This window comes from Xenorhabdus anantnagensis (assembly GCF_028598555.1).
In the GTDB taxonomy this organism is placed as follows: domain Bacteria; phylum Pseudomonadota; class Gammaproteobacteria; order Enterobacterales; family Enterobacteriaceae; genus Xenorhabdus; species Xenorhabdus anantnagensis.
The window spans coordinates 86494-99599 of sequence record NZ_JAQRFN010000002.1; the positions used below are offsets into that span (position 1 = coordinate 86494).

Genomic DNA, 13106 nt, shown 5'->3' on the forward strand with positions numbered 1-13106 from the left:
ATTATTACTGTTAAGTGAAAAATAAAACTAATTGTTTTCTGAAGTTATATCAAAGTAAGCGGGTTCTGTTAATGAACACTCTTCTGCTGATATAATTGATGAAGCTATGAAAGTAACAGGTTTTTTGTGATTATCGATATATGGGATAGTGATTTCTATTGTTTGAGTGTACAGCTGCCCCCACTCTTCAAACACGATTGGTTTCTTTCCTTTTACTAATTTGCTTCTTTCGATTAAGAACGAGGTTGCTCGAAGTTGATCAAGCTGTTTATTTTTCTCGACTATTATACTTATCACCTTTTGGGCAGGCCAAGATTGAATTGTTGCACAATAATCTAAATCGTCGTTTGTTGAAGATAAAGCAATACTAGGAACAAATAGCATCGCAAATACAATAAATTTTTTCATACTATTCTACCACTAACTCTCTATCTACAGAGTGGATTATTTCCCTTCTTGCATTCGGTCCTACAATGATACAACCTTCTGACGCTTTTCCTGGATTTTCTCTACTATCACCGTGAATTCTAAAAAGATTCCTTCCATACATATTATTACAATCACAAGGTTCTAAATCCCCCCTCGAATCAGTCCTCCCAAACCATGTGATTCCATAAATTCGGCTGACAATTCTTTTACTTCATGGCTGGTTTCGGCTTTTAATACCAACTTGATAAAATACTCAAGTTCATTGGTATCCAAATGTCGCAACAAATATTTGGTGCGCGGAACGCTTCGGCCACTTACGCTCAGGCTACGATAACCTAAACCAAGCAATATTAATGTCCCCATTGGTAAACCTGCCATTTCTCCGCATACACTAATAGGGAGATCAAGGCGCTGGCATTCATCAAAGGCTAATTTCAGTGCTCTAATTACCGCAGGGTGTAAATTATCATATAGCGAAGCGACGTGTGTATTATTGCGATCCACCGCCAGCAAATACTGGGTCAGATCATTTGTACCAATAGAAACAAAATCAATCCGCTTTTTTAATTGTGGCAGCAAAAAAAGGGTAGATGGTACTTCAAGCATAATACCAATCTGAGGCATTTTGATCGTAGCCGCTAGCGTTTGCTCTACTTCAGCTTTCGCTCTCTCAATCAGTTTTCGGGCTTCATCAATTTCTTCAATGCTTGTCACCATCGGCAAGAGTATTTTTAAATTGCCAGTCTGCACATTGGCTTTTAACATCGCCCGAAGCTGAATCAGGAATATTTCCGGCTGATCCAGCGTGATGCGAATTCCCCGCCACCCCAGACAAGGGTTTTCTTCATTAATGGGCATATAAGGAAGTTGTTTGTCAGCACCAATATCCAGTGTTCTCAACACAACTGGCTTATCGGGGAAAAGTTCCAGCATCTCTTGATAGCGATTTTTCTGTTCATCTTCTGATGGAAAACCACTATTCAGCATAAACGGAATTTCTGTGCGATACAGCCCAATACCATCAATACTATCTTCTATCTGCCGTTCATGTTTTAAACTCAGGCCAGCATTAAGCTGTACCAGAACCCGCTCCCCGCTTTTAAGCTGTGCTCGCCGCTGTTGTTCATATTCAGCCTGCTTGCTGAGAACCTGCTCTTCTTCGATGATTTGTTGGTATTCCTGGGCAACCAAAGGCTCTGGTTCAATAAAAACCTCTCCGCGGTAACCATCAAGAATGAGTGTCCGGTTATGTAATAGCTCAGGCTGGATATCCGCCCCCATAATCGCCGGAATCCCCATTGCACGAACCAGTATTGCAGAGTGAGAGTGAGTCGCACCATCTCGCACAATCACGCCAACCAATTGCTCTTGTGGCAACTCAGCCAGCAAATTAGCACTGAGTTCATCAGCAACCAGAATAAAGCGCTCCGGCCATTGTCCTCCCTCTGTGAAGAGATCATTCAGATGGTACAGCACCCGTTGCCCAAGCGCCCGCAGATCTGATGCTCTCTCTCGCATGTAAAGATCTTGCAAGCTGTTAAACTGTTTGGCGTATTTCTCAATCACGGTTTTAACCGCCCATTCCGCCATAAAACCATTATCGACGGAATGAAACAGATCTTGTTTGAGTTGAGGATCATTTAATAGATGAGAATAGAGATCAAAAATGGCAGCACTTTCTTTCTGTGAGCTAACAGTAAAACGCTTACTGATACGACGGCATTCAGCCGTGGCTTTTTCAAGGGCACAAATCAGCCTTGAGCGCTCAGCCTGATAATCCAGTGTTAATACTTCAGTAACCTGTTCCAACAAAGGTTGGGAGCGATCTTGCCATCCCTGCGCCATCACAATGCCATTAGAAATGGCAAGTGCCTTAATACGGGTTTGACGATACTGACCAAATAACCCTTTTGTTTGCACCTGAGCGAGAACAGCAGCAAGCTGCATCGCCAATGTCACCATGAAAGATTCTTCACTTTCATTAAATAACCGTCGCTCACGCTGTTGAACAACTAATATTCCCTGCAATTGGCGACGATAAACAATCGGTACACCTAAAAAAGCCCGCAGGTTTTCTTCTTTTACTTGGGGAATATATTTAAAACTTGGGTGGTCACGGACATCAGCGAGATTAATTAACTCGGACAAACGCCCAACTTGCCCCACAACACCTTCATCAAAGGCCAAACTGATCGCTTGCCCTTTGGGTTTTTTCAACCCTTTGGTTGCCATCAGGTAATAACATTGCCGCCGATGATCTGCCAAATAGATAGAACAGACATCTGTGTCCATTGCCAGACACGTTTCATTGACCAGCAGCTCAAGCGCTTCAGATAAATTGGCTGCCATAGCAACCTTTTCGACAATTTCCCGTAAGCGCATGAGCATAGCAATTATCTAATTTCTTCTACGACGATGTAAATAAGGTGAATGTAGCAATGAAGCAGGTTCCTGAGTTGGCATCACAATAGAAGAGAATTCTTTCATCACGCGGCGATATACATCTCGTTTAAAAGAAACGACCTGCCGGACAGGATACCAATAGCTGACCCAACGCCAACCATCAAACTCCGGCATCTTACTGCACTGCACATTAATCTCTGCTTCATTACACAGCAACTGCAATAAAAACCAGCGTTGCTTTTGCCCAATACAAACGGGCTTTGTATCCCAACGCACCAAACGCTTGGGTAATTTGTAACGCAACCAACTCCGGGTCGAAGCGAGAACCCGTACATCTTTGCGATTTAAACCAACTTCTTCGAACAACTCGCGATACATCGCTTGTTCTGGTGATTCCCCCGGATTGATACCCCCCTGAGGAAACTGCCAGGAATGCTGCCCATAACGGCGGGCCCATAGAACCTGCCCTTGGCGATTACAAATTACAATTCCTACATTCGGGCGGTAGCCATCATCATCGATCACCAGACTACCTCTCGGTATAGCAAATTTAAAAAGATAGCTAATTGTTTCACACTCATCTCAAGCGGTAAACCTCTATGATTGGACTTTGCAGGCGCAACCGAAGTCTCTACAATACTGCCATCTCAACGGGGTGCGGCTGTTGCAAAACAGTACGGCTGAGAACAAACCCGTCGAACCTGAACCGGCTAGTACCGTCGTAGGGATTTGAGACGCTATTCATTAATATAATAAATGTAATTTTTATTTAGCATTTTCTCAGATCCTTTGCCACTGCTAATAACTGTTAATACTCATAACTATTAATATTCTTTATTAATAACTACAGGAGAGCAAAGTGTTTAAGAAATTATTTTCCAGCTTTATTGCTATCGGTATGCTGTCTATTCCGGCCTGTGCTCTTGCTCAGGCGAAACCGACACTGACAGTTTATACTTATGATTCATTTGCCTCTGAGTGGGGGCCGGGGCCTGCCATCAAAAAAGCCTTTGAAGCAGAGTGCGGTTGTGAACTAAAACTCGTTGCTTTGGAAGATGGGATATCCTTGCTGAACCGCTTGAGGATGGAAGGCAAAAAAACTCCCGCAGATATTATACTGGGATTAGATAACAATCTGATTCAAGCGGCTCAACAAACAGGGTTATTCACACCAAGTCATGTCAATACCTCAAAACTGAAATTACCCATTACATGGAACAATACGACGTTTATTCCTTACGATTACGGTTATTTCGCCTTTATTTACAATAAAAACACTCTCCCTCATCCACCCAAAAGTATGGATGAATTAATCAATAATCACCAAAATTGGAAGATTATTTACCAAGATCCACGCACCAGCACTCCGGGCTTGGGGCTGCTACTCTGGATACAGGAGCTTTATGGAGACAAAGCGGTGCAGGAGTGGCAGAAAGTTGCCAAAAAGACACTGACCGTCACTAAGGGCTGGAGTGAAGCTTATGGCCTGTTTCTGAAAGGTGAAGGTGATATGGTACTGAGTTACACCACGTCACCGGGCTATCACATTATGTCAGAGAAAAAAGATAACTATGCCGCAGCCATCTTCAAGGAAGGACACTACTTGCAGGTTGAAGTCGCGGCTCAAGTGGCTTCAAGCAAGCAGCCAGAACTGGCGCAAAAGTTTATGAATTTCATGATCTCACCGACATTTCAGCAAGTACTGCCAACAACTCAATGGATGTATCCCGTGATTGATATTCCTTTGCCTGACGTTTTCAAACACCTTCCTGTTCCTGAGAAATCTCTGCAATTCAACGCAGATGATGTGGCAAAACACCGTACAAAATGGATCCGTACATGGCAAAGCGCTGTAAGCCGTTAATCGCGGGTTGGTTATTGCCGGGGGTCATTGCCTCCGGCCTATTAATTATCGTTGCCCTGTCAGCATTCGGGGCGCTGTGGCTCAATGCGCCTGAAAGCCATTGGCTGGAACTTTTAAATGACAGTTATCTCTGGCATGTCATTCGATTTACTTTCTGGCAGGCCTTTCTATCTGCTGTTTTCTCGGTAACTCCTGCCATTTTTCTGGCACGGGCACTTTACCGGCGCCATTTTCCGGGAAAGACGCTATTTCTGCGCTTATGCGCCATGACATTGATTCTTCCCGTTTTGGTCGCGCTGTTTGGCATTCTTACCGTTTATGGTCAAACTGGCTGGCTGGCAAATATTTTCCAATGGATAGGCGTTGAATATCGTTTTACCCCTTACGGGTTGCAAGGCATTCTGCTGGCACATATTTTCTTCAATATGCCAATGGCAACACGGTTATTGCTGCAATCTCTGGAAAGTATTGCCATTGAGCAGCGCCAACTCGCTGCCCAGCTTGGTATGAATGAATGGCAGCATTTTCGTTTTATCGAGTGGCCTTATCTGCGCCGCCAGATTTTACCGACTGGTGCATTGATTTTTATGCTGTGTTTTGCCAGTTTCGCAACCGTTCTTGCCTTGGGGGGAGGCCCGGCAGCAACGACTATTGAACTAGCCATTTATCAAGCCATTAGTTATGACTACGATCTTGGTCATGCAGCCCTGCTTGCCTTGATACAACTTTTTTGCTGCCTCGGTTTGGTGCTCCTTAGCCAAAAGCTCAAGGGCGTACTTTCCGTTGGTTATGGACATCAACAACAATGGCGTAATCCACAGGATTCATGGCTGCGAAAATTATCTGATGGTTTACTGATTGGCATCGCGTTACTGCTGTTACTTCCCCCTTTATTGGCAGTCATAATCGATGGCCTGAACCGTGGTATTTTTAGCGTATTAAGCCAACCTGCTTTATGGCAGGCTCTGACAACTTCCATCATCATTGCGTTGGGGGCAGGATTGCTATGTGTCTTCCTAACTATGATGTTGCTATGGAGCAGCCGCGAATTACGCTTGCGTCACTCCCCTCGATGGGGACAAGCAATGGAAACCAGTGGCTTATTGATCCTTGCCATGCCGGGAATTGTCCTTGCCACGGGATTTTTCCTCCTGCTGAACACCACCATTGGCATCCCCCAATCACCTTACGGATTGGTTATCTTGACCAACGCCCTGATGGCGATCCCCTATGCCCTCAAAGTGTTGGAAAATCCGATGCGCGATCTGGCGGAGCGTTATAATCCCTTATGCCGTTCTCTCAATATCCAAGGATTGCACCGCCTGCGCTGGATCGAGCTTAAAGCATTAAAAATCCCATTGGCGCAGGCACTGGCTTTTGCCTGTGTATTATCAATTGGAGATTTTGGGGTTGTTGCATTATTTGGCAACGAAGATTTCCGTACCTTGCCTTATTACCTGTATCAACAAATCGGGGCATATCGTAGTCAGGATGGTGCAGTCACCGCATTCCTGCTGCTTTTGCTTTGTTTTATTTTATTCACTGTGATTGAACGCTTACCGAATCGACGCCATGATAAAACTTGAAAATGTCACTTATACCTATGAACACCTTGCCATGCATTTTGATGTGAGTGTTAAAGCTGGAGAACGCATTGCGATCCTCGGCCCAAGCGGTGCGGGTAAAAGCACATTATTAAGTTTAATCGCGGGCTTCCAGTTTCCAGAACAAGGCAATATCTGCCTGAATGGCGAAAATCACACAAATACCCCACCTTCCAAGCGACCTGTTTCGATGTTGTTTCAGGAAAATAACCTGTTTTCTCATTTAACCATTGAGCAAAATATTGGTTTGGGATTGCATCCCGGATTGCGGTTGAGTATTGAGCAAAAGAAAACGCTCCAACAGATTGCCACACAAGTGTCGCTGGAAGAGTATTTGCCTCGCCTGCCAGCTCAACTTTCTGGCGGGCAACGCCAACGTGCAGCCCTGGCTCGCTGTTTAGTCCGCCATCAACCCGTTTTATTGCTGGATGAACCCTTTTCGGCACTTGATCCTGCTTTGCGTAATGAAATGCTGGAATTGCTGGATCAAGTCTGTAATGAACGACAAATTACTTTATTAATGGTGTCCCATAATCTTGATGACGCAGCAAAAATCGCTCCGCGTTCTTTGCTGATTGTGGATGGAAAAATTCATTATGATGGGGCAACGGAGAAGTTGGTGAGCGGAGAGGCTGATGAGGCGGTGATTTTGGGGATAGGTTAAGCAATCGAAAACTTCAGTAGTGGCCGCTTAAACGGCCACTAATACAATATACCTTACTCATCACTTTCTATATTATCCAACTCCATTTTCTTATAGATAACTATATTTTCACGATCTTCATCGGGCCTATGCCCATGCCAAAATAGCACCATTCCCTTGGGTGCAGGTTCTATTTCTTCGGATAACACAATCAACCAATTGCATTTTTCAGGCGTTTCAAATTTACTCTGTTTTTGATGCAAGATATGAGCAAAGTAATAAAGCATTGGCGCTTCAGATTCGCCAATATTATACGAAGCCATACAGTCATTAACTTGATACATTCCCGCTACTTTCTGTTTTAAATCAAGAAATACCTCTTTATAGCCCTTGGCGTAATCAATCCAGCCAACAAATAGCGTAAATACTAATCCCCAAACAGTAGCGATACCTAAAACCCAATGTTGAGCAGTGCGCAAGGCGGGTGATTTAGACAGGAGCCAATTTTTCGCCATCCATACAGCGGTTATCAGAACAGCAATGGCAATGATAACGCCTGAAAAATGCATCTGATAACTCATTGGCAACCATCTGCCAAGCGGCGCTAACCAATGCTTGTAATCAGAGGAAAGCGACAAAAAATAACAGGCCCATAAAAATATAATCAGAATAGACCAAAGTGTGGAGGAGAATATGGTGAGATATTTATAGATTAACTTAGGTAGTTTAATGAATATTTCTGTCGCTAAAATTGCCATTGGCGCAATAAAGGGTAATAAATATAATGCGCGACCAGAGACTGATATTTGCAATAAAACAACCCCTAATACAACAAACACAGCACAAAGGAAATAATTTTTATTCACTAAGATTTTAATTGGATTCATTAGTATAAAAATAACAGACAATATTCCCGATGGTAAGGCAAACAATAGCACTGCCTCAGGGATTATTGTCAAATTTCCCCTTGCACCAAGATCTTCAACAGAAAAACCTAAGAAGCGACCGATATTGTTATCCCAAAACCAAATTTTAAATAAATCGGGATGTTCAATCAATAACATAACTGGCCACGGCAGGATTAAAACCAGCGCAATGATTCCTGACAATAAAGCACTTAGCCAATAATGTTTGGTTCGGCAATGTTTAAGAAACACAGGAGCCAGAACAAGGCAAATCCACAATAACCCCGGAATAAATACCCCTTTTGATAACAGCGTTACAGCTGTACCAATGATCAACCATAAACAAGAGTAGCCTGTTTTTTCGTTTTTGATTAATCCCAGCAAGCCATATAATCCGATGGTTGTTCCTGTTATCAATGAGGTATCAGTAAACATATCATGGCTGTGACGAACCAGTCCGGGGGCACTTGCATACAAAGCAAAGGCTATCCATATCCGACTGTCTGTAAAATTTTTGACATCAAATACACGGCGAGCCAACAGAATAAAAAAAGAAAAATTAATTACTGAAAAAAATAAACTGGCTGTTCTGGCTGCATCGTGCATCGGAAGCCAGTGAGATAACAAATGGATGAACGAGGTTGCCGTCCAATAATACAAAGGAGGCTTTTCCATAAAAGGTTGCCCCGCATTCATTGTTACCAACCAATTCCCTGTTTCATACATGGTTTGAATAATGCCAAAACTGTAATTTTCATCTTGTTTCCAAGGGGTATGCCCATAAATGCCCGGTAACAAATACAACAGCATGAAAGCGATAAATAACAGTAAGGGTTTGATATCTGTTTGACTTAGTTTATTTTCATTACTCATCATAGTTTACCAGATTCAATTAATTTTTCGTTTTCGATATAAGAACAGAAATGATATTACTCAATTGGATTTAATAATAAAAGATGATTAAATACGATAGAAAAAATGCTTAACAATTTTGATTAATTTATAATAATTTCAATTGGCAATCTATTACTGACAAAAACTATCCACTATAAATAAATTATCTCACTTCATCTTTTTTAGCCCACAAAACAGTAACCTAAAAGATAAAGGAGGAATGTAACAATTCCTCCTTAAGTGATAATAAATATATTTAATTATCAGCAATTAAATTATCAATTCTCGTAATGCACGCCACCTTTACCAACCGAAATGTCTTTAATTTTTTCTTCCACCAAAGCCCAGAATGAAACTTTTCTTTTATGCTTTTCATATAATCCGTTTAGATAAGTTTCATGGGTATCGAACCCCTGCCAATCTGATAGCTTTTGACTATAGTCAAAGCTCTTTTTCAGATCAGAAACAGCATATTTATAATATTTTCTTGCACTGCGATTGAGAACCTCACTGACCAACGCTCGTCGCAAAAGTATCGCAGAATGAGCAAATCCGCATTTATCCAGCCCAGTTGAACCTTCCCTAGCCAATTTATGACCAAACGTTTCTACAATATTGGCTTTATCTTCCTCTCCGAGCGTCAAAATATATTCATTGAGAAGATCAAATTTCTTCATTTCGATCAAGAAACAAATATATTGGAAATCTCCATCTTTTTTGCTGCTGTCCAGAAATAATTGTATCGCCTGTGCTCTTTCACTTTCGTCAATCAGACTTTCATATAATTCATAAAATTTATAGCTATAGTCATTTTGGAAGGCTTCAAAGCAAAGTTCTTTTGCTTTTTCTTTCTGCCCTTCTTCAATATTGGCTCTAATTAATAGCGACATCAGTACATCATAGTATCTGGATCGCTGAATTTCATGATCATTTCGAAAATTCTCCAATACCACAATGGCTTCATCCGCCCGGACATCTTCAATCAGCAATTCAGCATAAGCCAGATAAGCTGTAATTATTGAAGCGGATTCGATATTTTGATCAATCATCATCTTCAGGAAATCCATATCATTGAAAGCCTTGCTGATCGCTATGGCTTCTCTATATTCTTTATGTTGATAAAAGAGATCCCGCAGTAATTGAAATGTTGCCAGACCGAAATCATTTTTGTAATTGAGCAAGAAAGTCTCATTAAAGCAAAAATAAGTTTTTTGGGCGATATTAAAAAGCTTATTCGCCACAACAGCCTTATCGACGTCTTTTTGTAAGGCAAGCGCTTTTACCCACGTTTCAATGACATAAAAGTAATAATCCTGCCAGCCACCACTTGATGTATCCTTAGTTTCAGCCACGCGGTCAAAATCCAGCACTATTTTCTCCAAGAGTATTTCCGACTCTTTCGGTGCCTTGGATATCGCATTATCAAGCAGCGGAGCCATAATTTTATGTAGTTCTTTAAAGAAGATATCAGCTTCATGATAATCAAGGAATCGCTGGCTTTGAGTGCGTTTTTTATATTCTTTTTCTATCAGTTTCAAAATATCTTTCGGTTCCAATAGGTAGCCACTACTTAATGTGGTTTTAGCCTGTTCATTATTCGTAATAATGACTTGAATAATTTCGAGCAGTTTTTCTTTATCAAAACTGGTGAGTAATTCCATTTGCTTTTTAGTTAACCCATTTTTCATTATCACCCTCCCACCTAGTGGCCTGTCAAAAACACTGTATAAATAACCAATAAAAATGCTATAGTTGCGGCTATCATCGATAATACTAATTCTGGCTTATAGCGCTTAAACAGAAAGATTATGCAGACAAATCACGTTGAGCAAGGTTTTATACTCACTCGCCATTGGAAAGATACGCCATCTGGTATCGAGTTAATATATTGGCTGGCGACGGATAAGGGCGCACGTCGTATTACGATCTCCCGTCAAAAAGCAGTTGCCTTTATTCCTCAATGTGATTTGCCTAAAGCAAAACCTCTACTAACGCAGGAGCGGCAATGTGAAATAAAGACATTGCCATTGAAAGATTTCAATCGTCAGCCTGTTGCGGCGCTGTATTGCTTACAATATCGTCAATTGCAACATCTGGAAAAAGCGCTCAGGGAGCAGGATATTCCCCTCTACGAAACGGATATCCGCCCACCCGATAGGTTTATGATGGAGCGCTTTATCACTGCTCCCGTTTGGTTCAGCTGCAAATCCGACAACAAATCCGACATAAGTTATCAGATGAAACCCAATCCCGCCTATCGGCCAGATTTAAAATGGGTGTCACTGGATATCGAAACCAGTCAGCATGGGGAACTCTATTCTATTGGTCTGGCGGGATGCGGCGAGAAAATCGTGTTTATGTTAGGGCCAGAAAATGGTAACCCACAGGGTCTCGATTTCAAATTGGAGTATGTTGCCAGTCGCCCAAGGATGCTGGAAAAACTCAACCAATGGCTGGCGCATTATGATCCTGATGCCATTATTGGCTGGAATCTGATCCAGTTTGATTTGAAGGTGTTACAGCAACATGCTGAGCGCTATAACGTGCCACTAAAATTCGGTCGCAATAAGGCTTTGCTCGAATGGCGCGAGCACGGTTTCAAACCGGGGCATTTTTTCGCTTCGGCGGAAGGTCGTTTGATTATTGATGGCATTGATGCCCTGAAAACTGCAACGTGGAATTTTCCTTCTTTCAGTCTTGAATTTGTCGCTCAAGAACTCTTGGGAGAAGGGAAAGCGGTCGATAATCCTTATGATCGCATGGATGAGATCAATCGCCGCTTTCAGGAAGATAAACCTGCCCTCGCCCGTTATAATTTGCAGGATTGTATTCTGGTTAATCGTATTTTTGAGAAGACCGATTTGATGGCCTTCCTATTGGAACGCGCGACGGTAACAGGGGTGGCAGTGGATCGCAGTGGGGGATCAGTGGCGGCATTCACGCATCTTTATCTGCCAAGAATGCATCGTATTGGCTATGTTGCTCCCCTTCAACCAACCTATTTCGATGATAACAGTCCCGGTGGTTTCGTGATGGATTCGTTTCCGGGGTTATACGATTCGGTGTTGGTGCTGGATTACAAGAGTCTTTATCCTTCGATTATTCGCACATTTCTGATTGATCCCGTCGGGATGGTTGAAGGCCTTGCTCACCCTGACAGTGAATATGCTGTGCCCGGTTTTCGTCAGGCGTTTTTCTCCCGCACGCAACATTGCCTGCCGGATATCGTCACACAAATCTGGCATGAGCGTGACAAGGCTAAAAAGCAACAGAATGCGCCACTTTCCCAAGCCCTGAAAATTATTATGAATGCATTTTATGGTGTGCTCGGCGCTTCGGGCTGTCATTTTTTTGACCCTCGCCTGACGTCATCAATTACGATGCGTGGGCATAAAATCATGCACCAGACCCGTGAGTTAATCGAATCACAGGGCTATCAGGTGATTTATGGCGATACAGATTCAACCTTTGTCTGGCTGAAACGTCCCCATTCAGAAGAAGAAGCCGGTCAAATCGGGCATTCTCTGGAGCAATTTGTCAATCAATGGTGGCGAAACCATCTTAAAACCGAATTTAATCTTGAAAGTACGCTGGAGTTGGAGTTTGAAACGCACTATCGGCGCTTCCTGATGCCAACGGTACGAGGAGCTGAGCAAGGCAGTAAAAAACGTTATGCCGGATTAAGCGGTGATAAGGTCATTTTCAAAGGGCTGGAAACGGTAAGAACCGACTGGACACCTCTTGCACAAATATTCCAGAAAGAGTTGTATACCCTGATTTTTCATCAACGATCACATCAAAAACAATCATATCAAAAACAATCACATCAAAATTATATTCGTGAGTATATCGCCAAAACGCTGACGGGTGAGTTTGATGATCGTCTGGTGTATCGCAAGCGACTGCGCCGTAAGTTATCTGATTATCAGCGCAATGTACCTCCCCATGTCCGGGCGGCACGTTTGGCGGATGAGTATAATCAACAGCATAATCGCCCACTACAGTACCAAAATGGGGGTTGGATCAACTATGTTATTACCCAATCAGGCCCTGAGCCATTGGAGAACCAGACTTCGGCACTAGATTATGAACACTATATCCATAAGCAGTTGAAGCCGATTGCCGATGCCATTTTGCCGTTTATTCAAGACGATTTTATGCCCCTGCTGACCGGGCAAATGAGCATATCTTTCGAATAATGGATATTTTTGCAGGTGACGACTTGCTCAGCTTCAATTAACATATCGCCCTTCTAATGGGCTACTGTACTTTTGTGATCCCGTTGTCAAAAGAACGGGCGTTGTAAAATTCAGTTGAAAACTATCCCTATCGATAACCAATGATGATCGATATCCAACAAAAGC

The 13106-nt window shown here is 42.5% G+C and carries 10 protein-coding genes and 1 riboswitch; of the genes, 4 read left to right on the forward strand and 6 right to left on the reverse strand.

All coding sequences use genetic code 11. The features are described 5' to 3' along the window. Positions 1-27: 27 nt before the first annotated feature. Genes PSI14_RS02030 through rppH form a run of 4 tightly spaced genes read right to left on the reverse strand, consistent with a single transcriptional unit; the run spans position 28 to position 3357 of the window. Complete coding sequence (locus PSI14_RS02030; protein ID WP_273574172.1) at positions 28-408, reverse strand: hypothetical protein; 381 nt, start codon at positions 406-408, stop codon at positions 28-30. A gap of 1 nt (position 409) precedes the next feature. After that, positions 410-550: a hypothetical protein gene (locus tag PSI14_RS02035; protein ID WP_273574173.1), complete on the reverse strand. Its 141-nt coding sequence runs from the start codon at positions 548-550 to the stop codon at positions 410-412. A 20-nt stretch (positions 551-570) separates the two neighbouring features. Next, positions 571-2817, reverse strand: coding sequence for a phosphoenolpyruvate--protein phosphotransferase (ptsP, locus tag PSI14_RS02040; protein WP_273574174.1), 2247 nt, complete (start codon positions 2815-2817; stop codon positions 571-573). Positions 2818-2826: 9 nt separating this feature from the next. After that, entirely contained in the window at positions 2827-3357 is a 531-nt protein-coding gene (rppH, locus tag PSI14_RS02045) for an RNA pyrophosphohydrolase (RefSeq protein WP_273574175.1), read from the reverse strand. A 116-nt stretch (positions 3358-3473) separates the two neighbouring features. Continuing rightward, positions 3474-3578: riboswitch (TPP riboswitch) on the forward strand. 113 nt (positions 3579-3691) lie between these two features. Between rppH and thiB the strand changes: the two genes are divergently transcribed. Genes thiB through thiQ form a run of 3 tightly spaced genes read left to right on the forward strand, consistent with a single transcriptional unit; the run spans position 3692 to position 6964 of the window. Next, complete coding sequence (gene thiB / locus PSI14_RS02050; RefSeq protein WP_273574176.1) at positions 3692-4696, forward strand: thiamine ABC transporter substrate binding subunit; 1005 nt, start codon at positions 3692-3694, stop codon at positions 4694-4696. Next, positions 4672-6282, forward strand: coding sequence for a thiamine/thiamine pyrophosphate ABC transporter permease ThiP (gene thiP, locus PSI14_RS02055; protein WP_273574177.1), 1611 nt, complete (start codon positions 4672-4674; stop codon positions 6280-6282). Before thiB ends, thiP begins: the two co-directional genes overlap by 25 nt. Beyond that, positions 6269-6964 (forward strand): thiamine ABC transporter ATP-binding protein ThiQ, encoded by a 696-nt coding sequence (thiQ, locus tag PSI14_RS02060; RefSeq protein WP_273574178.1) that lies wholly within the window; start codon positions 6269-6271, stop codon positions 6962-6964. The genes thiP and thiQ overlap by 14 nt, the downstream gene beginning before the upstream one ends. A gap of 53 nt (positions 6965-7017) precedes the next feature. Here thiQ and PSI14_RS02065 read toward each other — a convergent pair whose 3' ends face one another. Both PSI14_RS02065 and PSI14_RS02070 read right to left on the reverse strand, forming a co-directional pair. Then, a complete protein-coding gene (locus tag PSI14_RS02065; RefSeq protein WP_273574179.1) occupies positions 7018-8721 on the reverse strand; it encodes an ArnT family glycosyltransferase in 1704 nt (567 codons plus the stop codon). 299 nt (positions 8722-9020) lie between these two features. Continuing rightward, on the reverse strand, positions 9021-10298 hold the full coding sequence (locus PSI14_RS02070) for a DUF6880 family protein (protein ID WP_273574180.1): 1278 nt from the start codon (positions 10296-10298) through the stop codon (positions 9021-9023). Positions 10299-10550: 252 nt separating this feature from the next. Between PSI14_RS02070 and PSI14_RS02075 the strand changes: the two genes are divergently transcribed. Next, positions 10551-12941, forward strand: a complete 2391-nt coding sequence (locus tag PSI14_RS02075) for a DNA polymerase II (protein WP_273574181.1) — start codon at positions 10551-10553, stop codon at positions 12939-12941. The last annotated feature ends 165 nt before the right edge of the window (positions 12942-13106 follow it).